Below are 26,133 nucleotides of genomic sequence, written 5' to 3' on the forward strand. Positions count from 1 at the left end.
GACGCTCTAACACTTTGCAATCTGGTCCCCTTTCTCGCCCGATTGTGCTTAATGGACGGTTACGCGCGACCGGATTTGGCGATGTTGAAACAAAAAGGGCGGGGATGCCCCGCCCTTTTTGTTCCGGATGTCGGTGAGCTCAGCTTTTCACGATCGACTTGCCGGCGTAGAGCGCCTGCTTGCCGAGTTCTTCCTCGATGCGGATGAGTTGGTTGTACTTGGCCATGCGATCCGAGCGCGACAGCGAACCTGTCTTGATCTGCCCGCAATTGGTGGCAACGGCGAGATCGGCGATGGTCGAATCTTCAGTTTCGCCCGAGCGATGCGACATCACAGCGGTGTAGCCGGCCTTGTGCGCGGTCTCGACGGCGTCGAGCGTTTCGGTCAGTGAGCCGATCTGGTTGACCTTGACCAGGATCGAATTGGCGACGCCCATGCGGATGCCGTCGCGCAGCCGCCCCGTATTGGTGACGAACAAATCATCGCCGACCAGCTGGGTCTTCTTGCCGATGAGGTCGGTCAGCGTTTTCCAGCCGTCCCAATCGTCTTCGGCCAGCCCATCCTCGATGGTGATGATCGGATAGTCGGCGGCGAGCTTGGCCAGATATTTGGCCTGGGCCTTCGGATCGCGAGTCTTCTTCTCGCCTTCATAGACGTAGTTGTCGTCCTTGAAGAATTCGGTCGCGGCGCAATCGAGGCCGAGTGCAACCTCTTCGCCCGGCTTGAAGCCGGCCTGCTCGATCGATTCCATGATGAAATCGAGCGCGGCGGGCGCGCTCTTCAGGTTAGGAGCGAAGCCGCCCTCGTCGCCGACATTGGTATTGTGGCCGGCATCCTTCAGCTTCTTCCTCAGCGTGTGGAAGATTTCCGAGCCCCAGCGCACGCCGTCGCGCAGCGTCGGCGCACCGATCGGCAGGATCATGAATTCCTGGAAGTCGATCGGGTTGTCTGCATGGGCGCCACCGTTGATGATGTTCATCATCGGCACCGGAAGCACATGCGCCTTGGTGCCGCCGACATAGCGGTAGAGCGGCAGGCCAGCCGCTTCCGCCGCGGCCTTGGCAACAGCCAGCGACACGCCGAGGATGGCGTTGGCGCCGAGCCGGCTCTTGTTGGGCGTGCCGTCGAGCTCGATCATGGTCTGGTCGATGTGGATCTGGTTCTCGGCTTCCATGCCGCCGATCGCCTCGAACAGCTCGCCATTGACGGCCTCCACCGCCCGCAGGACGCCCTTGCCGAGATAGCGGGCGCCGCCGTCGCGCAGTTCGACCGCCTCATGGGCACCGGTCGAGGCGCCGGAGGGCACCGCAGCGCGGCCCATCGAGCCGTCTTCGAGCACGACGTCGACCTCGACGGTCGGGTTTCCGCGGCTGTCCAGGATTTCACGCCCGACAATGTCGATGATGGCGGTCATTGCAATGTCCCCGATTGATCTGACGAAGCGTCGCGCACGTCTTAGCCAAAGTGCCGCAAAACGCAATCGGGGCGTCCGCAAATATTGCCGCCACTTCCTCCCTGCCGATTCACGAAGCACAAATTTCTGTCATCATAAGTCATGGCGGCATGCGGCTTTCTGGTTTATGCTGGCATCTGCGCGGGGCGAAACTGGAGGAGTTTCGCCATGTCTCAGTTGAGCGGTATTGTGAGTTTGTTCCTGATCGCGGCGGCGTTCCTGACGTCGTGTGACACTCAGCAGCCTCAACAAGGTGCGGTAGAGTTGTCGACCCTTCACGCGGCGGAGTAGATATCCTGCAAAAAGCCCCCGCCTCAGGCGGGGGCTTTTTGATTCCAGCGAATGAAGATCAATGCCAATAAGGCTCGACCTTATAGTAGCTGTATGAAGCATCACGCGCGGCCTCGCCGTCGGCGCCCGTCAATTCGTTGATCGAATAGGCGGGAGCAGCCTTCAGTTGCTCCTTCGTGAACGGCACGACGTAGCCGCCCATGTTCTCGTCATAGTCCAGGCTCGCCCACGGTACGGCGTGATATCTCTCGCCGATGCCGAGAAATCCGCCAAAGCCGATCACGGCAAACATTATACCGTTCGACGTCTTGTCGAGCATGACATCCTCGATGTCGCCGATGTGCGTGCCTTCGGTGTTGTAGACGGATGTACCGATGACCCGCGAAGCAGCGATGGCTTCAGTGTGTCCTGTCTGGGTCGTCATGGTGTGTTTCTCCCTTGTCGTTGACGCCATGCATTGACAATGAGAGGCGCGGATGAAGGTTCCAGACTTTTCGACGCTAACCGATCACTCCGCGAGGATGAAAGTGACCTTCATGTTGACGCGGTAGTCAGAGATCTTGCCGTTCTCGACGACGACCTTCTGATCTTGGATCCAGGCGCCCTCGACGTTCTTCAAGGTCTTTGCGGCGCGCGCAATTCCCAGTTCGATGGCGTCCTGAAAGCTCTTCTTCGACGATGACGTGATTTCGGTGACCCGTGCGACGGACATGGCTTCCTCCCTGCCAAGGCACTCAGTTGCCTGGGCAGCGTACAACCGGCACCTGTTGACCACAAGCTTAGGGCCCCGACCCCGGTCCGGGCCTGGGCCATGTTCAGCCCTTGGCGACGCGATCGAACGCCATCAGTCTTTCCAACAGCGTCGGAAGATCCTTCAGCGGCACCATGTTGGGGCCGTCGGAGGGCGCATTGTCGGGATCCTGATGCGTCTCGATGAAGACGCCGGCGACACCGACCGCCACCGCCGCGCGCGCCAGCGTCCCGACAAAGCGCCGGTCGCCACCCGTGGAGCCGCCCTGCCCGCCCGGCTGCTGCACCGAATGCGTGGCGTCGAAAATCACCGGCGCGCCGATTTCGGCCATGATCGGCAGAGCGCGCATGTCGGAGACCAGCGTGTTATAGCCGAAGGACGCGCCGCGCTCGGTGACCAGCACATTGGCGTTGCCGGAACCGGTGATCTTGGCGACGACGTTCTTCATGTCCCACGGCGCGAGGAACTGGCCCTTCTTCACATTGACGACCTTGCCGGTTCGTGCCGCCGCGATCAGCAGATCGGTCTGGCGGCTGAGGAAAGCCGGAATCTGCAGGATATCGACATGCGGCGCCACGACCGCGCACTGTTCCTCAGTGTGGACATCGGTCAGGATCGGCAGCGAAAACGCCTTGCGCAGATCGTCGAACACCGGCAGCGCTGCATCGAGCCCGGCGCCCCGCGTGCCGCCAAGCGAGGTGCGGTTGGCCTTGTCGTAGCTCGTCTTGTAGACCAGACCCAGCCCCAGCTTCTCAGTCAGTTCCTTCAGCGCGCCAGCCATGTCGAAGGCGTGCTGGCGCGATTCAAGCTGACACGGGCCGGCAATCAGCGACAGCGGCGCGATGTTGCCGAAGACGACCTTGCCGACGGTCACGGACGAATTGGGCTTGCTCATGCGATCTCCCGGAAGATGAAGGCCGCACCCTGCCCGGTTGCCGGCCGCACAATAATATCATTGCCGCGTATGTCGTGTTCGACGGAACTGGCTGCAAGCAGCTTTGCGACTGTGTCTGCGCGGCGAACCGAAAAGACTACCCCCGCGAAGCGGAGTTCTGATGGCGCGCCGGCAGATATGCCGAAGCGCGTTTCGAAAGCGACAGGGTCAAGGAGGGTCAAGGTCGCATTCGGCAAGCCAAACGTGGCGCTGCTCCCCTGCCCGGCCACGGGACTGCGCGCCGCGATCGAAATCAGTCGGCGCTGTCCGGATGGCTCGTCGCTGACCGCCACGACTTCGATGATGCCGGTCGCGCCATTGGCGTGGATTTGCAACGCGGTGCGGTCCACTTTTGGCGCATTGATCCGCTCGCAGGCGAACAGAAATGCGTCCGTCGCCCCGGTGCCGGAGGCAAAGGCCAGCTTGAACGATGCCGTGTCGCTCTTTCCCGCCGCGTCGGTGAAGGCACGCGAAAAGCTCAGCATGTCTCCGGCCGCCAGGCCGGCTTCGACATAACGCGTATGATCGGCATCCGCATTTTCGGTGCCCAGGACAAGGGCGGAAAATCCTTCATTGCCGCGTTTGTCGCGATAGGCACGATCACGCGCGACGAAGACGTTGCCGTCCGCGATTGCTTTCGCCGCCGCTTGCGCGTTGCACACCGCCAGCGGCTCGAGATAGGTGCCGTCTTCAAGGAAGACGCAGCAGTTTTCCGTCCCGAAGGGATGGATGCCGGTCGGAGCCACGATAAAGCCGAGCGAATTGAGCCGCGCCCGCGCCACGTCGAGGCTCGCGGTCGGCAGCACAAGATGGTCAAGCGGATAAGCGCCTGGCGGATAAGCGCCTGGCGAATGTGGTCCTGCTGGCATCGTCTCGGTCATGCCGGCGCGGTGTGCATCATTCCGGACGTTGGTTCAAGAGCCTCGCCCGACGCCGCAAGGATCAATGCGGCCGATCGCGAGGCCCGCTACGTGGGGCTCCGGAATACTTGCCGCTGCAGGAAACCAACCTACGTCATCCAAATGAGAAATAACCTGTTCATAGCGGCTGCGGTCGTCGCGATAGCTGTTCTTGCCATGCTGGTCTGGAACGCGCCCAAGCGGCCAGGCGCCGATCTGAGCGAACCGACCGCCGCTCAGACGGAGTAAGGGAAGCACGCTGCTCCCGCTTCGACCGATTTCTCTTCAGGTCGCCGCCACAACGTCAGCCGAATATCGCAGTTCGCGCAGCGGTTTGACCTGATTGGTCGTCTCGGCATAGAGCGGGTGCGCCTTGTAGGCGGCCAGCGCGAAATCATCCTCGAACTCGGCATAAACGACCACGTCGATCTCGTCCGACAGCGGGTCGACCTTGGTGTTGAGCGTCACCTCGAAAAGACGGGAATGGGGAATGTCGCCCAGCGCCAGCAAGCCCGTGCGTACGGCCTCGACATCCTCTTTGTGGCGCGCGCTGAAGAAAACGATATGCCGGATCAACCCAGCCTCCTCGATCGATATGCAAGCGTGTTTTGTGTGGGTAAAACGGTCGCGTCAACCGGCACGATGTCGCGCCGACAACCTGCGGGAAAAGAAAGCTACACCAGGCTGGTGATGTAGCGCACGATGCGCGTTATCTCCCTGACGGTGGTGTCGAGATAGCTGCCTTGATTGTAGAGTCCGTCCCAGATCAGGAAGAACGTGACGGCGCAGATGACGATAACGTAACGCATGACTAAAACTATCGCATGGGAGCGGCTGCAACCATAGTGATTCCGCGTTGACCAGCGCCCTCCCCCGAAATCTTTCCGCCAATTCTGCTTGCCTGCCGTCGTGAAGTGGTCGAAGGCCGCAGGCCGACACTTGGCCCAGCCAGTTCCCGCCTTGCCTCTTGAAGTTCGCATCGATGACGTGGAAGATTGGCGGCGGGGTTCACCGGGAAGTGCCGAAGCTCTGGTCAAAGGTGCACTTTCGTTCGGGCTTGCCGTACCGACCGGTGAGCTATCCGGACCAGAGAGCGCGAACCCGGCGAATGAACTGCGCGAGAGTGCGGAAACTGGCCATTTTTCGCGCCGGCTTCGCAGAGTCTGGGGGCGTGCCATGGGTTACAAGGAACATGCCGACATTGCGTCGGGGGACGCGGTCAGGCTGGACGAATTCAATTTCACCGAAACCGTCAAAGGCCTGCCGGCCAAGGCGCGCATGGTTTTGTCGGCGGCGATGAACCTGCCGCGTGGCTCGCTCAAGGTGAGGATGCCGGACGGCCGCGCCGTCCTCGTCGGCGGCAAGGCGCCGGGTCCGGACGCCGAACTGGTGCTCAAGAACTGGCGCTTGCCCGGCCGCGCCTTCGCAGGCGGCACCATCGGCATCGCTGAATCCTACATGGACGGCGATTGGGACAGTCCCGATGTGACCAGTTTCCTAGAACTGTTCGTGGTCAATTCGGAAATCGGAGAGCGCCTCGCCGGCGGCGCCAGCTGGCTGATCAACACCGTCCAGCGTGTCCGCCACTGGTTCAACCAGAACACCCGCACCGGTTCGAAGCGCAACATTTCGGCGCATTACGATCTCGGCAACGCCTTTTACAGGGAATGGCTGGATCCGAGCATGACCTATTCGTCGGCGCTCTATACGACTGGCGCCAACGATCTGGAAAGCGCGCAAGCCGCCAAGTATCGCGCGCTGGCCAAGGACACGGGCATCGGCGCGAAAGACCACGTGCTGGAAATCGGTTGCGGCTGGGGCGGCTTTGCCGAGTTCGCCGCGCGCGAGATCGGCTGCCGCGTCACCGGATTGACCATCAGCCGCGAGCAGCATGACTTCGCCAGAGCGCGCGTGCAGAAAGCCGGTCTTGCCGACAAGGTCGACATCAAGCTGCAAGACTACCGCGACGAAACCGGATCCTACGACCGCATCGCCTCGATCGAGATGTTCGAGGCGGTCGGCGAAAAATACTGGCCGGTGTTTTTCGGCAAGATGAAGGACTGCCTGAGGCCTGGCGGCACTGCAGGCCTGCAGATCATCACCATCAACGAGAAAGCCTACGACACCTATCGCGCCCGGCCCGATTTCATCCAGCGCTACGTCTTCCCGGGCGGCATGCTGCCGACGCCGTCGATCCTGAAGTCGCTCGGCAAAGATCATGGCCTTGCTCATCTGCGCGAGCGCATTTTCCCGGACGACTATGCCCGTACGCTCGCCGAATGGCGCGAGCGCTTCTGGGCGTCATGGGAAAAAATCGTCCCGCTCGGTTTCGACGACCGTTTCAAGAAGCTCTGGGAGTTTTACCTGCATTATTGCGAAGCCGGCTTCCGCGCCAGTTACATCGATGTCCGCCAGGTGGTTTACAGGGCCTAGGCCGGCGACGTCATCGCCCTGATTTGGGCCATCGCATCATTGGGCGATTGCCGTGAAAAAGTCCGATCCCGACGCAAGATGCGGCGCAAGAATCGGAATCACGTCTTGCGCAAACGGACAATCCTCCTCATTGCCATTGTTGTCGCTGTGGGCGGCATCTGGCTCAACAACAGCCCGCTGCTGTCGAGCCGTCCGGCCGGCACCCCGGCCGTGCTTGCGCATCGCGGCTTGGCGCAGGATTTCGACCGCAAGGATCTCGGCTCCGACACCTGCACCGCCGAACGCATGCTGCCGCCCCGCCATCCTTTCCTTGAAAACACGATTCCCTCTATGGAAGCCGCCTTCGCGCTTGGCGCGGACGCGCTCGAACTCGACGTCCACCCGACCACGGACGGCAAGTTCGCGGTCTTCCACGACTGGACGCTGGACTGCCGCACCGAGGGCAAAGGACAAACGCGCGCCCACGCCATGTCCGAGTTGAGGACGCTCGACGTAGGCTATGGCTACACGGCGGATGGCGGCAAGACCTTTCCCTTTCGCGGCAAGGGGATCGGCATGATGCCGTCACTGGACGAGGTCCTGCAGCACTTCCCGAACCGCCGTTTCAACATCAACATCAAGAGCAACGACCCGGGGGAAGGCGAAGCGTTGGCCGCCTGGCTCGCCACGCTGGCGCCAGCCGAGCGTGCCCGCCTGACGGTCTATGGCGGCGACAAGCCGATCGCGGCGGTCAGGGCGGCGCTGCCGGACATGCATACGCTGAGCCGCGCATCGCTGACCCGATGCATCCTGCGCTATGCAGTGTTCGGCTGGAGCGGCTACGTTCCAGAGGCGTGCCGGCAGGGAACGCTGCTCATCCCGATCAACGTCGCGCAGTGGCTATGGGGCTGGCCCAACCGTTTCCTGGACCGCATGGATAGCGTCGACACCCGCATCTACCTGCTCGGCCCTTATGCCGGCGGCGGCTTTTCGCAAGGCCTCGACGATCCGGGACTGATCGACCAGTTGCCGGACGGCTATTCCGGCGGCATTTCCACCGACGCGTTGGACCTGGTCATGCCTCTCGTCAAGCGGCGTTTCGCGCCGCCGGCGTGAAGCGACAAACCCGCGTTTGGGGCGGGTCCGTCAGGTGACGCCATCGATGACGTCGAAATTGTAGGCTGGCTCGATCCTGTTGAAGATGCCAGCCGATATCCGCAGCCGTTGGCACCCAGTCGCCATTACCCTGGTGGAACGGCGAAGGTTGTTGACGGCATCTTACCTACCTGCTAGTAGGTAGAGGCGCGCCACCCTCTTATCAATCATTTTCGGAAACACAGATATGCTTGCTCAGAACAGTGACCACAACCTGGCCCGAGTTTCAAACAGGTGGCTTAAAAGCTACTACTTTGTACGGTTCGCCGTTTCTGCGGTGTGGGTCGCCCTAGCTTTCACTGTCGCCAAGACAATGCCGCCACTGGCCGCGATCATGTTGGTCGCGTATCCTGCGTGGGATGCCCTGGCGAACTTGGTCGATGCTCAACGCACTGGCGGGCTGAGCCGCAATAAGTCGCAACTGCTGAACTTTGTCATCAGCCTGCTCACCGCATTGGCGGTAGCAATCGCGCTAACCAACAGCAACAACGCGGTACTGGCGGTTTACGGTGTCTGGGCTGTTCTATCTGGCCTGTTTCAACTGATTACCGCCGCGCGGCGCTGGAAGATCAATGGTGCCCAGTGGGCGATGATCTTGAGCGGCGCTCAATCGGCGCTGGCCGGAGTCTTCTTTGTAAGGATGGCTGGGGGCGTGGAAGCTATCGGCATCACAAATGTCGCGCCATACGCTGCGTTTGGCGCTTTCTACTTCCTGGTGTCGGCGGTGTGGCTGGTGGTCAGCGACATCCTTCGAAAGTCGCCCCAGATCGCCGACTAGGTGCGCCTTGAAAGAACCGTCCGAGATCCTGACTCTCTCTCCTGCTGGTGAATGGTGCGCTGTCCTCCTGGGACAGCGCATTTCTTTTTTCGAAATAGATTGGCAGTTTGGCCGGAATCTTGGACTACCAACTGGGACAAACCTAAAAAATCGGCAAAATCCGTAAATCAACCTATTAGAAGGTAGACAATGAACACCGCACTTGGTGACACCGCGGGTAAGTTGGTTGGCGGAGCTGCCCAGCTCATCATGCGTGTTGGCTATAACGGCTTCAGCTATGCTGACCTTTCAGAGCGCTTTGGCATCCGTAAGGCAAGCATCCACCATCACTTTCCTTCGAAAGTCGACTTGGTCGTAACAGTTGTCGAACAGGCGCGTGCCGGTATCCAAGCCCAGATCGCGGCGCTGGAGGAGGGCTCGCCGCTCGCAATAGATCAGCTGCGGTTTTATACTGGGTATTGGGAACGCTGCATCAAGGATCAGTCCGCTCCCTTTTGCCTGGCCGCAGTGCTGGCGGCCGAATTGCCCAGTCTACCCGAAGAGGTCGCGGTTTCCGTTCGCGGTCATTTCGCCGACCTCGGCAACTGGCTGGAGCGGCTGTTGGAACTCGGGGTACAGCAGGGGTCGGTGCATCTCGATGCATCCCCTGCCGTCGAGGCACGAGCTTTCATGGCGGCCGTATACGGAGCCATGCTTGCCGCCCGGGCGTTTGATGATCCGAAGCAGTTTAACGTGATCGTCGAAACTCTTCTTCGTCGCATTCGCACCTAACGCTTCAGCCACGTCATACCGCGTCGTGTCGACGCAACAGGTTGCCGAGGAAATCACCCCTTGTCGTCGTCGCCCTGGGTGATCAGGCGGGCGCTGCGCTGACCAGTGAAATATATCCATAGCCAGCTCAGCGAAACCGCTAGCCGGTTACGAAAGCCGATCAGGAAGTAGATGTGCGCCAGGCCCCATAGCCACCAGGCGGGCCAGCCGGTGAGCTTGATCCAGCTGAAATCGATCGCGGCGGCGCGCTTGCCGATCGTCGCCAGATCGCCGTCATGCTCGTAGCTGAAAGGCCGCGGGGTTGCGTCGCCGGCAAGCCGGGCCTTGATCGTCTCTGCGACATGCCAACCCTGCTGTTTGGCGGCGGGTGCTACACCGGGCACCATGCGGCCATCGGGCCGCAGGGCGTGTGCAGCGTCGCCGATGACGAAAATCTCCGGGCTCCCCGGCACGGTCAGGTCGGGCTCGACCAGCACCCTGCCCGCGCGGTCCGCCGCCGCGCCCAGCCACTCGGCGGCCGGCGAAGCGGCGACGCCGGCCGCCCACAGGATTGTCTTGGCCGGCAGGTGCGTTTCACCGAAGACGACGCCCTCGGCATCGCAGCGTGTGACGGGCCGGCCGAGTTCGACGGTCACGCCGAGCCGCTCCAACGCCTTCCTGGCGTAGTCGGAAAGTTCAGGCGCGAAATTGGGAAGGATGCGGTCGCCGGCCTCGATCAGCACCACGCGCGTCTGCCGCGTATCGATGTTGCGGAACTCGCCGCGCAGCGTGTCGTGCGCCAGTTCAACAATGGTGCCGGCCAGTTCCACGCCGGTCGGTCCGCCGCCGACGATCGCCAGCGTCAGCAGCGCCTGGCGTTTGGCGGGATCAGTCTCCCGCTCGGCCTGCTCGAAGGCTAGCAGAATGCGCCGTCGAATGGTGGTGGCGTCCTCCAGCGTCTTCAGCCCCGGTGCGAAAGGCTCCCATTCGTCATGGCCGAAATAGGCATGGCGGGCGCCGGTGGCCAGCAGCAGCGTGTCATAGGCGACCGCGCCGCCATCCTCGAGCAGCACGCGTTTGCCGGCGCGGTCGATGCCGCTGACGGTGGCGAGCAGCGTCGTCACGTCCTTGCGCTTGCGCAGGAGATGGCGGATCGGCCAGGCGACTTCCGAGGTGGCCAGCGCCGTGGTCGCCACCTGGTAGAGCAGCGGCTGGAAGAGATGGTGGTTGCGTTTGTCGATCATGGTGATGCGCACCGGCGCGCCGTCAAGCGCGCGGGTGAATTCGAGGCCCCCGAAACCCGCGCCGACAACGACGATATGATGGTTGGCCCGGTTCATCCCATTCACCATGGCGAGCAATTCACCCTGGCTGATATAGGCATTTTTGTGTAGCGCAACAACGCCAGACCATGGACGTATGCCCGGACTCGCCGCTTGATGTCGTCAATGCGCATGTCGCAGTTCGCGCGCCTGATGTAGCCTCATCTAAACAGCACGCCGAGGTGAAACATGGCCAATGATCGAGACGATGAAGGTCCGGCGCAATACGCCTCTCCGCCTTGCTTCATGCATGAACTCGACCCGACATTCCGGGCGCCCTTATCCGACTGGACGGACGTAAGGCGCTGTCGCAAGGCCGAGCGCGAGCGGCTGATTGCAGCCCGCCTCGCTGTCCCGGCCGACGGGCGAACGGCAATGTCGCAGCGCATCGCCGAAAGCCTCGACGCGGTGATCGGCGACATTGCTGGGCGCATGGTCAGCCTCTACTGGCCGTTCCGCGGCGAGCCGGATTTGCGCCCCTGGATGGCGTCCATCAACGCACGCGGCGGCCGCACCGCACTGCCTGTTGTCGTCGAGAAAGGCCGGCCGCTAATCTTCCGCGCCTATGCACCGGGCGACCGGCTGGAGAAGGGCGTCTGGAATATTCCGATCCCGGCTGAAGGCAATCCGGTGCTGCCCGACATCGTCATTTCGCCGATCGTCGGCATCGATCCGGGACAATTTCGCCTGGGTTATGGCGGCGGCTTCTTCGACCGCACGCTGGCGGCGATGCCGTTCAAGCCGCTGGTCATCGGTGTCGGCTACGAATTGCAGCGCATCGCCACCATCTACCCGCAGCCGCATGACATCCCGATGGACCGGGTGGTGACGGAGGCTTTCAAGTCCTAGGCAAGTTCCGGCTTCATCCCCACGGCCGTCCTGTCGACGATCTCGCGCAAGGCGAAGGACGAATTGATCTTCGTCACATGCGGCATTGCCGACAGCCACTCCTTGTGGATGCGCTCGTAGTCGACGAGGTCCTTAGCGGCGATGCGCAGGATGTAGTCGTATTCGCCCGACATCAGATGGCAGGACAGGACATTCGGACAGCGCTTTATCGCTGCCTCGAAATCCGACAGCGTCTTTTCGAATTGCCCCGATAGCGATATATGCACGATCGCCGTCATCTGGTGGCCAAGGGCCGCGTTGGAAAGCCGGGCATGGTAGCCGCGGATGGTTCCGGATTTCTCCAGATTGTCCAGCCGCCGCGAGCAGGCCGACTGCGACAGGCCGACCTTCTCGGCAAGCGCCGCATTGGGTATGCGCCCATCCTTCTGCAATGTTTCGAGAATAGCGATATCGATCCTGTCGAGCGGCATTTTTCGGGATTCCTGCGACAATCTGGCTGTTTTGCGCAACGATTATCGAGCCGCATGCTCTTGCGCAAGCGTATTCGCAAACACTTACGGAACGATTCGTGGTTCACTACCTCTAAACAGGGAACGTGCCCAGAAGGGCCGGATCAGGAGAAGAAAATGCGCGTCGGCTGCCCCCGGGAAATCAAGAATCATGAGTACCGCGTCGGCCTGACGCCGGGCTCGGTCCGCGAATATGTCGCGCATGGCCACGAAGTGCTGGTCGAGACCGGTGCCGGCGCCGGCATCGGCGCCGACGACAACGCCTATCGCGCCGCCGGCGCCACCATCGCCAAGACGGCCGCCGATGTGTTCGCCAAGTCCGACATGATCGTCAAGGTCAAGGAGCCGCAGCCTGAGGAATGGGTCCAGCTCCGCGACGGCCAGATCCTCTACACCTATCTCCATCTCGCTCCGGATCCGGAGCAGACCAAGGGCTTGCTGGCCTCCGGCGTGACGGCCATCGCCTACGAGACGGTCACCGACGACCGCGGCGGCCTGCCGCTGCTGGCGCCGATGTCGGAAGTCGCCGGCCGCCTGTCGATCCAGGCCGGCGCCACCGCGTTGCAGAAGGCCAATGGCGGCCGCGGCGTGCTGCTCGGCGGCGTGCCCGGCGTGCTGCCCGGCAAGGTTGCGGTGCTCGGCGGCGGCGTCGTCGGCTTGCATGCCGCCCGGATGGCGGCCGGCCTTGGCGCCGACGTCACCATCATCGACCGCTCGATCCCGCGCCTGCGCCAGCTCGACGATATCTTCGGCGGCCGCGTCCACACCCGCTACTCGACCGTCGAGGCACTGGAAGAGGAATGTTTTTCAGCCGACATCGTCGTCGGCGCCGTGCTGATCCCGGGTGCCGCCGCGCCGAAGCTCGTTACACGCGAAATGCTGTCGGGCATGAAGAAAGGCGCCGTGCTGGTCGACGTCGCCATCGACCAGGGCGGCTGCTTCGAGACCTCGCACGCCACAACTCATGCCGAGCCGACCTATGAGGTCGACGGCGTCATCCACTATTGCGTCGCCAACATGCCGGGCGCGGTGCCGGTCACTTCGGCCCACGCGCTCAACAATGCGACGCTGCATTACGGCCTGCAACTCGCCGACAAGGGCCTGAAGGCGCTGGTCGACGATCATCATTTGCGCAACGGCCTCAATGTCCACAAGAGCAAGATCACCAACCGCGCGGTGGCCGAAGCACTCGGCTATGAACTGGTCGAGCCGAAGGCCGTCCTCGCCGCCTGAACCCGCCGCTGATTCGTTCCCAACAGAGCCGCTGACACCCTCGGCGGCTCATTATTTTGCACAAGCAGATTTCATCGCTTGCCGTCGACTGAACGGCTTTGCGCGTTTTGCGTGCAATATGCCTTTTCTGTGGCTTTTTTGTTACAGCCGCCGCCATAGGCCGATGCTAGGAGGACATCGGGTTCTTCTAGGGGGTAGTAATGATCAGCTTAAAATCCACAAAGTTTTTGCTTCTTGGCGCGGCGTCCATTCTAGCGCTCGGATCGGCTTCCCATGCCGCCGACGCGGTTGTGCCGGTCGTCGAGACGTCGGGCTTCAACTGGAGCGGCATCTATGTCGGCTTCGGCGTTGGCGCCGGTGCCAATGTCCACGAGCTCAGCGGCGATCTCCTTCCTGGCTTCTCGTTGAACGGCATTGGCGGTGAAGGCGTGTACGGTGAACTGACCGTTGGGTACGACTATATGGTGTCGCCGCGCTTCCTGATCGGCGGACTTTTGGACGCCCATGTCGGCAATATTGAAACCACGCTCGACGTTGCTGGATTCAATGCTTCGGTTCAGGAGACCTATGGCTTCGACGCTGGTTTGCGGGCTGGTTACCTCTTCACGCCCAACACTTTGGGCTATGTGCTCGGCGGCTATTCCTGGCAGAAATACAAGCTCGACACGAACGCAGGCTTTGATTTCGATTGGGACCAGAGCGGCTACTTCGTTGGCGCCGGCGTTGAAACGGCCGTCAACAGCAACTGGACCATCAAAACCGAATATCGTTATACCCGCTTCGGCACTAACGACGATCTTCTTGCCGATCTCGGCGCACCGGACGGCACCCTCAATCTCGACACGTCGCGGCATACGTTCCAAGTTGCGGCCAACTATCGCTTTGGCGCCCAGAATGGCGGTGTCGCCGCTTTTGAAGCCCCTGCCTACAACTGGACCGGCTTCTACGTCGGCGGTGCCGCCGGTGCGGGTGCATCGGTGCATCAGATCGACGTTCCGCCGCTTGGCCTTGAATTCAACGGGCTCGGTGGCGAAGGCGTGTTCGGTGAATTGAACGTCGGCTACGACCATGATTTCGGCAGCTGGGTGGCAGGTGTCATGGTTGACGCTCGCTACTCCGGCATGACTTCGGAGCTGAAAGTTCCGGGCGGATCCATCAACCTGGATACTGATTACGGTTTCGATGTGCTTGGCCGTGTCGGTATGAAAGTAAACGAATCAACCCTCGCCTACGTGCTCGGCGGCTACAGCTGGCAGCACTTCGATCTGAATGCGTCTTCGCCCATCGGCGATATCCTCGATTGGGACTCCAGCGGCTTCTCGGTTGGTGGTGGTCTTGAAACGGCCATGTCCAGCAACGTGACCGTCGGCATCGAGTACCGCTATTCGCAGTTCTCCGAGAAGGATTTTTCGTCGGAAATCGCGCTGCCGGACGACACCCTCACCTCCACCCCTTCGTTCCACACCGTTCGTATCGGTGCGAAGTACAAGTTCAACTAGAGCCGTCCAGACAACAGTCAAAGCCCGTCGGTCATTCCGGCGGGCTTTTTCTTTGGGCGGAAGAAATACAGGGCGGGACACTGCAGGCAAAAAAAAGCGGAGCCAAAGCCCCGCTTCCTCTGATATCGAGACTTCCCGCCGGTTCATCCGCGGTCGGCAAATCGATCGACAATCACTCCATAACGCGACATTGCGACAGGCGTACGACAGTCGCGGTCGATGAATGCCGCCCGGACCGTCAGGCGCGCTCGATCCGGCACTGGTAGCAATTGTTGCGCGCCGAGCGGACATGCACATAGGCGATGTCCTCGCGCTGGAACAAGGTCTCGGCCCGCGCCGCGATGGCGCCCGTCGGGATGACGCCGCCGCTGCCATAGACGATGCGGTCGTCCTTGCCGTAGCCGCGCACGATATAGTCGGTGCTTTCGAGCACCTCGGGAAGCACCTCGGCTTCGGCGGCGCGCTCGCATTCCTCAGCATGCAAGAAGATCGGCCCGGTCTCAGCATAAGGCTGCAACTCGGGGAACGGCCGGTATGCCAGGATGAGATAGGCCTGTCCGGCGGCCACGTTCTTCAGGCAGTGGCGGCAAGGCACGCCGTCGCCGTCGGATATTCTCCGCTCTGGTATCAGACCATAGGCGTCCGGCCCGCCGCGCTGCAGGGCTCTGACATCTTCCGTGGGCAAGGCTTTGAACTTTACGGTCATAGTGAAATCTCCGGTGTCGTCGACCGGAAATTACGCCGCTGCGCCAGCGCTTCCCACCCGATTCCTGCCGAACCTGTCAGCCCATCAAGGCGTCGAGGCCTCGCACCAGCCCGGTGATCTCCTGCACCCGCCGGATGGCGAGCAGCGTACCCGCCACGTAAGGAGCAGCGGACGAGCCGGCGTCATGGCGAATGGTCAGCCGCTCGTCGGGCAGGCCGAACAGCGCCTCGCAGGACAGGATGTAGGAGGGCAGGCGAAGCGCATGCACCTGCACCCCCTCACCCGTACCGACCGCCGCGCCGCGGGTTCCCGGCACACCCGAGACCTCCGAGACGGGCCGCGCGGTCGAAGCCTTGCGGACATCCGCCAGCGCCTCCGCGAGCTCGCGCGCGGTGCCGGACGGCGCGTCGGGCTTCTTGGCGCTGGCATAGTCGATGACCTCGACATCCGGCACGTATTTCGCCGCCATCAGGGCAAACCGCTTCATCAGCGTGGCAGTGATCGAAAAATTGCCGGCTGCAATGACGCCGACGCGATTGGCGCGCGCTGCGGCGTCGATCTCGGCAAAGTCGGTAGCAGCCAGCCCCGACGTGCCTATCACAACGTGCCGTCCCGTTTCGATGGCCAGCAGCGCATGGTCCTTCACCACATGCGGCTTGGTGTAGTCGACCAGCACGTCGGACGGCACCTCCAGCGCCTCGGCCAGCGAGGCGGAAACGGTGACGCCATTGGCCGGCATGCCAACCAGAAGGCCGGAATCCTGCCCCGCACCGCTGCGTGACACGGCGCCTGCCAGCGCCATGTCGCCTTGCGCCCCGATCGCCGGAACCAGCGCTTTGCCGACCCAGCCGGTCGCACCGGCCATCACCACCCGTATTGCCATCGTTCGATTCCTCCATCGCCATTAGAGCACCATACATCCGTTTGGACGCACGAGGGACGCTCTTGGAATTTGACGCTATGCATCGTGCGGGCCGACGTGGTAGGTCTTGAGCGACCAGCGATAGGGAAAGAGCCCGGCTCATTCAAGCCGGGCTCCGTCTGGAGAGTTGATCCAGACCGCCGCACAGACGGGTCAGATCACCAGAATTTTGAACAGTCTTACCGGATGAAGTCGTCGAAGCGGCGCAGCGTCACCCGGCGATTGCGCCAATTCTCGTTCTGCGTCTGCACCAGCAGGAATTCCTCGCCGTAGCCGACGGTTTCCAGCGCATAACCCGGCACGCCGAATTCGCGCACCAGGGTGCGCTTCAGGGAGGCGGCGCGCTGTTCGGACAATATCTGGTTCGACCGGAAGGAGCCGACCGCATCGGTATGGCCTTCGATCAAAACACGGGCACCGGGGTCGCGCCGCAGGATTCGCTGAAGCGCGTCGGCGATATTCTCGATTTTTCCATATTGCGATTCGGAGATAGCCGCCGAGCCGAAGGCGAAATTGATCGACTGGATATCGATCGAGCGGGCCATGCGCCGCAGGTCCGGCCGCCTCTTGAATTCGCGTATGGTGACGCGCTGATTGGGGCGCAGCTTTACCCGGGGCGCCGCCTCGAGCTGACGCTCGATCGTCGCGGCCGAAGGTGTAGTCGCCTGGGCTGCGGCAAGGGTCGGCACGGCAAGTGCCGCAATCAGTGCGACGGCAAATGTGCGTCGGGTCAGCATGTCTTCTCTCCTTCGGGGCCGGCCTCGGCCCGTTGATGGTGCCGGCAAGATGGCAAAGACAAGCTGAAACTTTGATGAACGAAAGGTTCGGCTTTCGGGAAAATCACGGTCGCATGACGCTGGCCGCGCGCTCGGCGAAAGCCATTGGATGCACGATCTCCTTCTTTTGCGCCACCGGCTCAAAGCCGAGTTTCTGGTAGAGCGGCAATGCCGCTGGATGATCGAGCGTGCAGGTCTGCACCGTCACCCGCCTTGGGCCGTGCGACCAGGCGGCGGCGATCGCCGAACCCAGGAACCAGCGACCGATGCCTTGCCCGGTCGCGTGCTCCATCATGCCGAAATAGGCGAGCTCCACTTCCTCCGGCAGATGCGGCTTGAGGTCGAAGAATCCGGCGGGCGCTCCATCGAGATACAGCACCCTGATGTCGCGGTCCTCGCGGTGGACGCCCGCGGAAAGCTCCTCGTCGCTGAGCCTCAGCACGTTGACCCAGTGCCATTTGCGGCCCACCCGATCCATCAGGTAGCGGTAGAAATGCAGCGGAATGTCCTTGGTCTTCAGCAGCGCAATCTGACGGTTGTAGGGCACCGGCGGCGAATAGGCCGGCGGCGCGTGCATTTCGAGAAACGTCACCGTGACCTCGATGTCTTCCAGCGCTCCGTTCTCCATCGCCGTCAGTCCTTGCCCATCAAGACGGGGCCCATCAAGTCGGGGCCCGTCACGACGGGCGTATCGGAAAGCCCACCCCATTCCGTCCATGAGCCGTCGTAGAGCTTGTTGTCGGTATGGCCAAGCGTCTCGAGCGCCAGCGTGATCGCGGCCGCCGTAATGCCTGAACCGCACGAGGTGACGACCGGTTTGGACAGGTCGATGCCAGCGTCCTCGATCACTTTGCGCAAGCGGTCTTTCGACAACAGCTCGCCGTTTTCGGCAAGCACCGATGACGGCACATTGTGCGCGCCAGGCATATGGCCTGAGCGAATGCCCGCGCGAGGTTCCGGCTCGGTACCGGCAAAACGGCCGGCAGATCGGGCGTCGGCGACCTGGCTTTCCCTCGTCCCGACGATCCGGCGCATGTCGGCAAGGCTGGCGACGCGAGCGGCATCGAAGTCGGCATGAAAAACGCAAGGCGCGATCTTGGTCGGCTCCGCCGTCACCGGCCGTCCCGCCGCTTTCCAGCGATCGAAGCCGCCATCCAATATATAGACCTGGAACACGCCCATGACACGGAACATCCACCACGCGCGCGGCGCCGAGAAGAAGCCCGGGCCATCATAGACGACGATGGTGTCGTCTGCCGAGATACCCATGGCGCCGACATACTGGGCGAAATGCTGCGGCGACGGCAGCGTGTGCGGCAGTGGGGAATCGGGATCCGAGATCGCATCCTGATCGAGGAACCGCGCACCCGGAATGTGCGCTGCGTCATACTCGGCGCGCGCGTCGCGTTTTTGCGCCGGTAGATACCAGGACGCGTCGATGATCGTCAGGCCCGGCTCGCTAAGGCGCGCCTGCAGCCAGTCCGCAGCGACGGTGAAAGGGCTGTCTTCGGCCATTCTTCTTCTCCTGCCCGCCCCTTGGCGGCATACTGTCTATCAGGTCGTCGGCATCGGTCCAAAGCGGATACGGAAGCGCCGGTTCTCGCGGCCCTTCTTCTCGATCTTGCCGATATGGATCTCGCCGACTTCGCCGGAGCTCTTCACATGGGTGCCGCCACATGGCTGGCTGTCGATCGAGGCATTCTCGCCGATGCAGACCAGGCGGATCTTGCCAGTACCCACGGGCGGCCGCACATTCTTTGACTTCACCAGTCCCGGATTGGCCGCCAGTTCCTCATCTGATATCAGCCTGACGAAGATCGGGTGGTCGGCCCGCACCAGTTCCATTAGCCTGGCCGTTACGTCTTCCTTGGTGAAGCCGGCATCCGGTATGTCGAAATCGATACGGCTGTCGTCCTCGGAAACCGCGGCACCAGTGATTGGGAACGGGCAGACGACGGTGAGCAAATGGCAGGCCGTATGCATGCGCATCAGCAGATGCCGACGCTCCCAGTCGACGGCGAGCTTCACCCGCTCGCCAACGGCCGGAACCAGCTGCCCCGGCGGCGGCACGTGGATGATCTCGTCCTTGGTCTCGCCGGTGATGGTGGCGGCAACAGCGATCAGGCTGCCGTCGGCGCGTTCGAAGGTGCCCATATCGCCCGGCTGCCCACCCGACGTGGCATAGAAGATCGTCCGGTCCAGAATGATGCCGCCACGATCGTTGACGGCGACAACCATGGCGTCAGCCGTCCTTAGATAGGCGTTGTCGCGAAACAGCGCTTCCGTGTTGTGCGCCATCACGCGACCTTTTCGAACGGCACCGAAATCGTGCTCCGTTGTTCCATCCAGCCCGGCACCGGCAGCTTCTTTTCGCGCAGGAACTCCGGATTGAACAATTTCGACTGGTAGCGCGTGCCGTAGTCGCAAAGCACGGTCACGATGGTATGGCCGGGACCAAGTTCACGCGCCAGCCGGACAGCACCTGCAATGTTGATGCCGGTCGAGCCGCCGACGCACAGGCCCTCCTCCTGGATCAGGTCGAAGACGATCGGCAGCGCATCCTCGTCCGGAATCTGGAACGAGAAATCCGGCGTGAATCCTTCCAGATTGGCGGTGATCCGCCCCTGCCCGATGCCTTCGGTGATCGAGCTTCCCTCGGATTTCAATTCGCCGCTGGTGTAGAAACTGTAGAGCGCCGCACCCAGCGGATCGGCGAGCGCGATCTTGACGTTCCTGCTCCTGGCTTTCAGCCCGAAGGCGACGCCGGCCAGCGTTCCGCCGGAGCCGACCGCCGAGACGAAACCGTCGACCTTGCCGCCAGTCTGGGCCCAGATTTCTTCCGCCGTGGTGCGGATATGGCCGTCACGGTTGGCGACGTTGTCGAACTGATTGGCCCAGATCGCGCCGTTCGGCTCGGACCGCGCCATCTGCTCAGCGAGACGGCCCGACAGTTTCACATAATTGTTGGGGTTCTTGTAAGGGACTGCCGGAACCTCGATCAGCTCTGCGCCGAGCAATTTGATCGTGTCCTTCTTCTCCTGGCTCTGCGTCTCGGGAATGACGATCACAGTGCGGTAGCCAAGTGCCTTGGCGACCAGCGTCAATCCGATGCCGGTGTTGCCGGCCGTTCCCTCGACGATGACCCCGCCCGGCTTCAGGAGCCCGCGCTGCTCGGCGTCGCGGATGATGAACAGGCCGGCGCGGTCCTTGACCGACTGGCCCGGATTCATGAATTCGGCCTTGCCCAGAATCTCACAGCCGGTCTCTTCCGAGGCTTTGTTGAGGCGGATCAGGGGCGTGTTGCCGATCACGTCGATCACAGAACGGGGCATGGAGATTCCTTTATGCGGTGCGGCCAAACCCTAGAAACCCGAAGCTTCGGTTTCAAGGCAAGAATTTGTCTGGTCCAGCGGCATTTCTGGGGTGCAATCCTGAAACAGAGTTGCGTTCCGGCATTCATTGGGATGCTTGCGCTGAAAAGTGCTCTTTTCATTCGATTTCTTCATCGTTAGAGCACAGCTAAGAAAAAGTGGCAGGGCATAGCATGACACTCTATCGGGCCAACCCGAAGCACGGCGTCGCCTGGATCACGGGCGGCAGCAGCGGCATCGGCCGTTCACTGGCCAAGGATCTTGCGGCTCAAGGCTATGCCGTCGCGGTGACGGCACTCGACGACGATCCGATCGACACGCTTATTGTCGAGACGGCGCAGATGCCTGGCCATGTCGCGGCCTATCCTTGCGACGTCACCGACGAGAAGCGCATGGCAAAGACGGTCGCGGCGATCGAGAAGGATCTCGGCCCGATCGTCTTGGCTGTCTTCAATGCCGGAAACTATATTGCGACCGCCGGCGAAGACCTTACCGTCCGCGGGTTTCGCCAGTCCTTCGATGTCAATTATTTCGGCATCATCAACGGCTTGGTGCCGGTCATCGAGCGCATGCGCATCCGCGGACGCGGCCATATCGTCCTGGTCGGTTCGGTGACCGCCTATTTCGGCTGGCCGACCACGGCAGCCTATGGCGGCACCAAAGCGGCGATCAACATATTGGCGGAATCGCTGAAATACGATTTCGACAAGATGAACGTCCGCATCCAGGTGATGAATCCGGGCTTCGTCGACACGCCGCTGACCGAGAAGAATTTGCTGCCGATGCCAGGGCTGATGCCCGCCAGCCGCGCCTCGCGCCGCATGGCGCGCGGCATCAAATCCGGCGGCTTCGAAGTCACTTTCCCGCGCCGCTTGAGCTGGGGCCTGAAGCTGCTCGGTATCCTGCCGAGACCGTTCTGCCGATGGGTCATCAGCACCGCGACCCGCTGGAGGGCACGTCCGCTGAATTTCGATCGCAAACCGCCGAGCGAATAGGCCGGCCATCAAAGTTGGCAAGCTCGTCGCCGGAGGGACGCCCGTTGCCTGTTTGCCGTTGCGGCCATAGGTTGAGAATTGTTGCGTGGAGTCTGTGATGGGGCGACGGATCGTGCTTGCGGTACTGGGTCTCGCCGTCATTCTTATCCTGGGCTTCGTGCTTGGTCCGCGCGTCCAGGCCGACACCACGATCCGTTTCGATCCTTCCGTGATCGGCGATGACCCGCAAGCCTATCTCGCCCGCAAGGAGGCTGCCGTACCTGGCATCCACGACGGGCTGGAGAAGGAAATCATCTGGGCCAATCCGATGGTCCATGCCAGGAAGCCGCTCGCGATCGTCTACATCCACGGCTTCTCGGCGTCGAAAGGCGAAGTTCGTCCGCTGCCCGACGAGGTGGCCGACCAACTCGACGCCAATCTCTTCTACACCCGCCTCACCGGCCACGGACAGGACGGTGCCGCGATGGCGCAAGGCAGCGTCAATGCCTGGATCAACGACTATGAGGAAGCGCTCGCCATCGGCCGGGCGATCGGCGACAAGGTGATCGTCATCGCTACTTCCACCGGCGGCTCACTGGCGGCATGGGCGGCGACGCAACCGGGCGGGTCGAACGGGGTGGCGGCAATCGCGTTTATCTCGCCGAATTTCGGCGTCAAGGCTTCCGGCGCCGAACTCCTGACCATGCCTTGGGGCCGAGAGATCGCGGAGTTGGTCGCTGGCAAGGAGCGCAGCTTCGTGCCGCGCAATGCGCTGCATGAGAAATTCTGGACCTATCGCTATCCGATCGCGGCGACGCTTCCGATGGTGGCGCTGACCGAGCTTGCCTACGGCGCGCCGGTGGAAAAGGTGAGCATGCCTGCCCTATTCATCTTTTCGGATTCGGACAAGATCGTGCGGCCGGACCGCACCCGCGAAATCGCCGGACGCTGGGGGGCCGCACACGAGCTGGTGCCGGTCGACGATACCGGCGATCGGGACAACCACGTCATCGCCGGCGACGCGCTGTCGCCGGCGACCACAGCTTTCCTCGCGCAGCGGATCGTGGTGTGGATCAAGGCGCTCACGGAATAGCAGGCGCGTGCCACGAAAGGAAAAGGGCGACCGAAGCATCGCTTCGATCGCCCTGCCCTATGTCAGCCACGGCCAAGCTCAACAGGCTCGGCCGGACACAATGGTGTGGTTACGCAGCCCGTGCCGCCGGCCGCTTGCCGCCGAAGCGTCGTTTGTTGTTGCCCTTGAAGGGCTTTGCGCCTTCCGGCTTGCGCTCGCCGGCAAAGGCCGGCTTGTCGCCGAAACGCTTCTTGCCGTTGTTCTGGCCGCCGGGCCGCCTGCCGTCGCGACGGCCATTGCGGTCGTTGCGATCATTAGCTGGTTCGAAGCGTTCGTTCTTTTCGGCCGGATTGCGCTGGGGATCGGGGCTGCCGAGATGGTCGGCAACAACAGGCAGCTTGGTGCGGATGATGCGCTCGACCTGGCGCAGCTTGCTGTTTTCGGAAGGATCGCAAAGCGTGATCGCGATGCCGTCCATGCCGTTGCGGCCAGTGCGGCCGATGCGGTGGACATAGCTCTCCGCCTCATCCGGCAGGTCGAAATTCACCACATGGCTGATGCCCGGCACGTCGATGCCGCGCGCCGCGATATCCGTCGCCACAAGAATGCGCACCGAGCCATCGCGGAAGTCGTTCAGTGCCTTCTGGCGGGCGTTCTGCGACTTGTTGCCGTGGATGACGGCGGCCTTGAAGCCGTCGCGATCGAGGTCCTTGGTCACCCTGTCGGCGCCATGCTTGGTGCGCGAAAAGATGATGACGGACTTCATCGCCTCATCGGCAAGCATCTTGGATAGCACCTGCCGCTTCTGCTTGGTGCGGGCAAGGACGACGCCCTGCACGATCTCGGCCGCCGCGGTGCTGTGAGGCGCCACTTCGACACGAATCGGGTTCTTCAGCAGGCCCTTGGCCAATTCTGCGATCTCGGCCGGCATGGTCGCCGAGAACAGCACCGTCTGCCGGTCCGGCGCGGTCGCCCTGGCGATGCGCTTGACGTCGTTGATGAAGCCCATGTCGAGCATGCGGTCGCCTTCGTCCAGCACCAGCCATTTGGTGTCGGCAAGCACGAGATCGCCCTCACGCACCAGGTCGGTCAGCCGGCCGGGCGTGGCGATAAGGACGTCGACGCCGGGAGCGATCTTCTTCACCTGGCTGAAGCGCGAGACGCCGCCGAGCACGAGTGCTGTCGAGACATGCGCGCCCTTGGCGAGCAGCTTGATCGTCTCTTCGATCTGCACGGCGAGTTCGCGCGTCGGCGCCAGGATCAGCGCACGGGCGGTCTTTGGCCGGCGCTTGGTGCCGAGCCCGATGATCTTCGACAGGATCGGCAGCGCGAACGCCGCGGTCTTGCCGGAACCAGTCTGGGCGATGCCGAAAATGTCACGGCCTTCGAGCTGCGGCGGGATCGCCTGGGCCTGGATCGGCTTCGGATCGGTGAAGCCGGCGGCATTGGTGGCCTTGAGCAGCGCGCCCGTAATTCCAAGTGCTGCGAAACCGGAGAGTTCCCCAGCGTCTGTATCGAGTAAAGTGTTTTCGTTGGTCAAAATATTCTTCTTTCACGCGGCTCCTGGCCGCAAACATCATCGCGGCAGGGCGCAACCTGCCGTCGAAAAAACTGTCATGAAACGACAAGGCGGCGGACGTTGTCGTCCGCACGGCTGCGCTGTCGTGCCCGCAGGCATCATGCCGCGGGGCTTTTTCGCCGCCTCGCCGATATGTCGGAAAGAGGGAAAACAGACGCAACCGGTCTCATTCATCGAGAAGGCCGGATACTCCCGGCCCAAGCGCCTATGCCGCCGCATATGGCCCAGTTCGCTGCGGAATGCAAGGGGCGCCATGTTGCAATGCAGCAAAAGCCGGGGCGAAGCGGCGCTTGCGCTCCCTTGCCGGCATGATTACCACCAAATACAGCTTTCCGTTTTGGGGACCAACCGATGAAGGACGTGCTGAAGGAACTCGAGCGCCGCCGCGACATGGCGCGCATGGGCGGCGGCCAGGCCCGCATCGACGCTCAACACAAGAAGGGCAAGCTGACCGCGCGCGAACGCATCGACGTCTTTCTCGACGAGGGCTCGTTCGAGGAGTTCGACATGTATGTCGAGCACCGCTCGACCGATTTCGGCATGGAGAAGACCAAGATCGCCGGCGACGGCGTCGTCACCGGCTGGGGCACCGTCAACGGTCGCCCGATCTATGTCTTCGCCAAGGATTTTACCGTGTTCGGCGGCTCGCTGTCCGAGGCGCACGCCGAAAAGGTGGTCAAGGTGCAGGAGATGGCGCTGCGCAACCGCGCGCCGATCATCGGCCTCTACGACGCCGGCGGCGCCCGCATCCAGGAAGGCGTGGCAGCGCTCGGCGGCTATGCCGAGATCTTTCAACGCAATGTGCTGGCCTCCGGCGTCATCCCGCAGATTTCGCTGATCATGGGCCCCTGCGCCGGCGGCGACGTCTATTCGCCTGCCATGACCGACTTCATCTTCATGGTGCGCGACACCTCCTACATGTTCGTCACCGGGCCTGACGTGGTGAAGACCGTCACCAATGAGACAGTCACCGCCGAGAGCCTCGGCGGCGCCTCCGTCCACACGACGAAGTCCTCGATCGCCGACGGCGCCTACGACAATGACGTCGAGGCGCTCTTACAGATGCGCCGGCTGGTCGATCTGCTGCCTGCCTCCAACACGGCTGAAATTCCCGAGATCGAATGCTACCAGTCGGTCACCGATCACGATCTGTCGCTCGACCGGCTGATCCCCGACAACGCCAACAAACCCTACGATATCAAGGAGTTGATCCTTAAAGTTGCCGACGAGGGTGATTTTTTCGAGATCCAGCAGAATTTTGCGAAAAACATCGTCACCGGTTTCGGGCGCGTCGAAGGCCGCACGGTCGGCTTCGTCGCCAACCAGCCGATGGTGCTGGCCGGCGTGCTGGACTCCGACGCCAGCCGCAAGGCGGCGCGGTTCGTGCGCTTCTGCGACTGTTTCTCGATTCCGATCGTCACCTTCGTCGACGTTCCGGGCTTCCTGCCCGGCACCGCGCAGGAATATGGCGGGCTGATCAAGCATGGCGCCAAGCTTTTGTTCGCCTATGCCGAGGCGACCGTTCCGAAGATCACCGTCATCACCCGAAAGGCCTATGGCGGCGCCTATGACGTGATGGCGTCAAAGCATCTGCGCGGCGACATGAACTATGCCTGGCCGACGGCGCAGATCGCGGTGATGGGCGCCAGGGGCGCGGTCGAGATCATCTATCGGAAAGACATCGGTGATGCGGAGAAAATCGCAGCGCATACAAAGGCTTATGAGGATCGCTTCCTGTCGCCCTTTGTCGCCGCCGAGCGCGGCTATGTCGATGAGGTGATCATGCCGCATTCGACCCGTCGGCGAATTGCGCGCGCGCTCCGCATGCTGCGCAACAAGGATATGCAGAACCCCTGGAAGAAGCACGACAACATTCCGCTGTGACAGCGCAGCGCGAA

The 26,133-nt window shown here is 62.2% G+C and carries 27 protein-coding genes; 10 read left to right on the forward strand and 17 right to left on the reverse strand.

From position 1 onward, the window contains the following. Nucleotides 1-139: 139 nt before the first annotated feature. From eno to EJ066_RS32435, 7 genes are all read right to left on the reverse strand, one after another. The gene (eno, locus tag EJ066_RS23955) at nucleotides 140-1,414 is read right to left on the reverse strand and encodes a phosphopyruvate hydratase (RefSeq protein ID WP_126042334.1); all 1,275 of its coding nucleotides are present in this window, start codon (nucleotides 1,412-1,414) and stop codon (nucleotides 140-142) included. A 388-nt stretch (nucleotides 1,415-1,802) separates the two neighbouring features. Beyond that, complete coding sequence (locus EJ066_RS23960) at nucleotides 1,803-2,168, reverse strand: PRC-barrel domain-containing protein (protein ID WP_126042336.1); 366 nt, start codon at nucleotides 2,166-2,168, stop codon at nucleotides 1,803-1,805. Nucleotides 2,169-2,252: 84 nt separating this feature from the next. Next, on the reverse strand, nucleotides 2,253-2,456 hold the full coding sequence (locus EJ066_RS23965) for a dodecin family protein (RefSeq protein WP_126042338.1): 204 nt from the start codon (nucleotides 2,454-2,456) through the stop codon (nucleotides 2,253-2,255). 103 nt (nucleotides 2,457-2,559) lie between these two features. Beyond that, nucleotides 2,560-3,390 (reverse strand): 3-deoxy-8-phosphooctulonate synthase, encoded by an 831-nt coding sequence (kdsA, locus tag EJ066_RS23970; protein WP_126042340.1) that lies wholly within the window; start codon nucleotides 3,388-3,390, stop codon nucleotides 2,560-2,562. Then, nucleotides 3,387-4,310 carry a VOC family protein gene (locus EJ066_RS23975; protein ID WP_126042342.1) on the reverse strand — a complete coding sequence of 308 codons (924 nt, stop codon included), beginning with the start codon at nucleotides 4,308-4,310 and terminating at the stop codon, nucleotides 3,387-3,389. The genes kdsA and EJ066_RS23975 overlap by 4 nt, the downstream gene beginning before the upstream one ends. A 303-nt stretch (nucleotides 4,311-4,613) precedes the next feature. Then, nucleotides 4,614-4,904 carry a Dabb family protein gene (locus EJ066_RS23980; protein ID WP_126042344.1) on the reverse strand — a complete coding sequence of 97 codons (291 nt, stop codon included), beginning with the start codon at nucleotides 4,902-4,904 and terminating at the stop codon, nucleotides 4,614-4,616. 98 nt (nucleotides 4,905-5,002) lie between these two features. Continuing rightward, nucleotides 5,003-5,137: a hypothetical protein gene (locus EJ066_RS32435; RefSeq protein WP_276316413.1), complete on the reverse strand. Its 135-nt coding sequence runs from the start codon at nucleotides 5,135-5,137 to the stop codon at nucleotides 5,003-5,005. A 367-nt stretch (nucleotides 5,138-5,504) separates the two neighbouring features. Between EJ066_RS32435 and EJ066_RS23985 the strand changes: the two genes are divergently transcribed. The 4 genes from EJ066_RS23985 (at nucleotide 5,505) to EJ066_RS24000 (ending at nucleotide 9,444) form a co-directional block, all read left to right on the forward strand. Next, nucleotides 5,505-6,761 carry a cyclopropane-fatty-acyl-phospholipid synthase family protein gene (locus EJ066_RS23985; RefSeq protein WP_126042346.1) on the forward strand — a complete coding sequence of 419 codons (1,257 nt, stop codon included), beginning with the start codon at nucleotides 5,505-5,507 and terminating at the stop codon, nucleotides 6,759-6,761. 105 nt (nucleotides 6,762-6,866) lie between these two features. After that, nucleotides 6,867-7,856 carry a glycerophosphodiester phosphodiesterase family protein gene (locus tag EJ066_RS23990; RefSeq protein ID WP_126042349.1) on the forward strand — a complete coding sequence of 330 codons (990 nt, stop codon included), beginning with the start codon at nucleotides 6,867-6,869 and terminating at the stop codon, nucleotides 7,854-7,856. Between the two features lie 226 nt (nucleotides 7,857-8,082). After that, on the forward strand, nucleotides 8,083-8,673 hold the full coding sequence (locus EJ066_RS23995; RefSeq protein WP_126042351.1) for a DUF308 domain-containing protein: 591 nt from the start codon (nucleotides 8,083-8,085) through the stop codon (nucleotides 8,671-8,673). 189 nt (nucleotides 8,674-8,862) lie between these two features. Next, nucleotides 8,863-9,444: a TetR/AcrR family transcriptional regulator gene (locus EJ066_RS24000; protein WP_126042353.1), complete on the forward strand. Its 582-nt coding sequence runs from the start codon at nucleotides 8,863-8,865 to the stop codon at nucleotides 9,442-9,444. Between the two features lie 53 nt (nucleotides 9,445-9,497). Here the strand turns inward: EJ066_RS24000 and EJ066_RS24005 are convergent, their stop codons facing one another. Continuing rightward, nucleotides 9,498-10,763, reverse strand: coding sequence for an NAD(P)/FAD-dependent oxidoreductase (locus EJ066_RS24005; RefSeq protein ID WP_126042355.1), 1,266 nt, complete (start codon nucleotides 10,761-10,763; stop codon nucleotides 9,498-9,500). 171 nt (nucleotides 10,764-10,934) lie between these two features. Here EJ066_RS24005 and EJ066_RS24010 point away from each other — a divergent pair, with 171 nt between their 5' ends. Further along, on the forward strand, nucleotides 10,935-11,594 hold the full coding sequence (locus EJ066_RS24010; protein WP_126042357.1) for a 5-formyltetrahydrofolate cyclo-ligase: 660 nt from the start codon (nucleotides 10,935-10,937) through the stop codon (nucleotides 11,592-11,594). On the opposite strand, the gene EJ066_RS24015 is transcribed toward EJ066_RS24010, so the two are convergent. Continuing rightward, nucleotides 11,591-12,064 carry an Lrp/AsnC family transcriptional regulator gene (locus tag EJ066_RS24015; protein WP_023675099.1) on the reverse strand — a complete coding sequence of 158 codons (474 nt, stop codon included), beginning with the start codon at nucleotides 12,062-12,064 and terminating at the stop codon, nucleotides 11,591-11,593. The two genes, EJ066_RS24010 and EJ066_RS24015, sit on opposite strands and share 4 nt — an antisense overlap. Nucleotides 12,065-12,220: 156 nt before the next feature. Between EJ066_RS24015 and ald the strand changes: the two genes are divergently transcribed. Both ald and EJ066_RS24025 read left to right on the forward strand, forming a co-directional pair. Further along, nucleotides 12,221-13,336, forward strand: coding sequence for an alanine dehydrogenase (ald, locus tag EJ066_RS24020; RefSeq protein WP_126042359.1), 1,116 nt, complete (start codon nucleotides 12,221-12,223; stop codon nucleotides 13,334-13,336). Nucleotides 13,337-13,536: 200 nt separating this feature from the next. Continuing rightward, nucleotides 13,537-14,835: an outer membrane beta-barrel protein gene (locus EJ066_RS24025; RefSeq protein WP_126042361.1), complete on the forward strand. Its 1,299-nt coding sequence runs from the start codon at nucleotides 13,537-13,539 to the stop codon at nucleotides 14,833-14,835. 238 nt (nucleotides 14,836-15,073) lie between these two features. On the opposite strand, the gene EJ066_RS24030 is transcribed toward EJ066_RS24025, so the two are convergent. The 7 genes from EJ066_RS24030 to EJ066_RS24060 form a co-directional block, all read right to left on the reverse strand. Continuing rightward, nucleotides 15,074-15,541, reverse strand: coding sequence for a DUF1203 domain-containing protein (locus tag EJ066_RS24030; protein ID WP_126042363.1), 468 nt, complete (start codon nucleotides 15,539-15,541; stop codon nucleotides 15,074-15,076). A 76-nt stretch (nucleotides 15,542-15,617) separates the two neighbouring features. Then, nucleotides 15,618-16,424, reverse strand: coding sequence for a 4-hydroxy-tetrahydrodipicolinate reductase (gene dapB / locus EJ066_RS24035; RefSeq protein ID WP_126042365.1), 807 nt, complete (start codon nucleotides 16,422-16,424; stop codon nucleotides 15,618-15,620). 218 nt (nucleotides 16,425-16,642) lie between these two features. Further along, a complete protein-coding gene (locus EJ066_RS24040; RefSeq protein ID WP_126042367.1) occupies nucleotides 16,643-17,200 on the reverse strand; it encodes an OmpA family protein in 558 nt (185 codons plus the stop codon). Nucleotides 17,201-17,303: 103 nt separating this feature from the next. Beyond that, nucleotides 17,304-17,867, reverse strand: coding sequence for a GNAT family N-acetyltransferase (locus EJ066_RS24045; RefSeq protein ID WP_126042369.1), 564 nt, complete (start codon nucleotides 17,865-17,867; stop codon nucleotides 17,304-17,306). 5 nt (nucleotides 17,868-17,872) lie between these two features. Next, nucleotides 17,873-18,754: a 3-mercaptopyruvate sulfurtransferase gene (gene sseA, locus EJ066_RS24050; RefSeq protein WP_126042371.1), complete on the reverse strand. Its 882-nt coding sequence runs from the start codon at nucleotides 18,752-18,754 to the stop codon at nucleotides 17,873-17,875. A gap of 39 nt (nucleotides 18,755-18,793) precedes the next feature. Then, nucleotides 18,794-19,537, reverse strand: coding sequence for an alanyl-tRNA editing protein (locus EJ066_RS24055; protein WP_126042373.1), 744 nt, complete (start codon nucleotides 19,535-19,537; stop codon nucleotides 18,794-18,796). Beyond that, the gene (locus tag EJ066_RS24060) at nucleotides 19,537-20,571 is read right to left on the reverse strand and encodes a cysteine synthase A (RefSeq protein WP_126042375.1); all 1,035 of its coding nucleotides are present in this window, start codon (nucleotides 20,569-20,571) and stop codon (nucleotides 19,537-19,539) included. The genes EJ066_RS24055 and EJ066_RS24060 overlap by 1 nt, the downstream gene beginning before the upstream one ends. A 212-nt stretch (nucleotides 20,572-20,783) precedes the next feature. Between EJ066_RS24060 and EJ066_RS24065 the strand changes: the two genes are divergently transcribed. Then, a complete protein-coding gene (locus tag EJ066_RS24065) occupies nucleotides 20,784-21,605 on the forward strand; it encodes an SDR family oxidoreductase (RefSeq protein WP_126042377.1) in 822 nt (273 codons plus the stop codon). Between the two features lie 97 nt (nucleotides 21,606-21,702). Next, nucleotides 21,703-22,677: an alpha/beta fold hydrolase gene (locus EJ066_RS24070; protein ID WP_126042379.1), complete on the forward strand. Its 975-nt coding sequence runs from the start codon at nucleotides 21,703-21,705 to the stop codon at nucleotides 22,675-22,677. 109 nt (nucleotides 22,678-22,786) lie between these two features. Here EJ066_RS24070 and EJ066_RS24075 read toward each other — a convergent pair whose 3' ends face one another. Continuing rightward, nucleotides 22,787-24,196 carry a DEAD/DEAH box helicase gene (locus EJ066_RS24075; RefSeq protein ID WP_126042381.1) on the reverse strand — a complete coding sequence of 470 codons (1,410 nt, stop codon included), beginning with the start codon at nucleotides 24,194-24,196 and terminating at the stop codon, nucleotides 22,787-22,789. Between the two features lie 390 nt (nucleotides 24,197-24,586). Between EJ066_RS24075 and EJ066_RS24080 the strand changes: the two genes are divergently transcribed. After that, complete coding sequence (locus EJ066_RS24080) at nucleotides 24,587-26,119, forward strand: acyl-CoA carboxylase subunit beta (protein ID WP_126042383.1); 1,533 nt, start codon at nucleotides 24,587-24,589, stop codon at nucleotides 26,117-26,119. The last annotated feature ends 14 nt before the right edge of the window (nucleotides 26,120-26,133 follow it).

It is taken from the genome of Mesorhizobium sp. M9A.F.Ca.ET.002.03.1.2, assembly GCF_003952365.1.
Classification (GTDB): domain Bacteria; phylum Pseudomonadota; class Alphaproteobacteria; order Rhizobiales; family Rhizobiaceae; genus Mesorhizobium.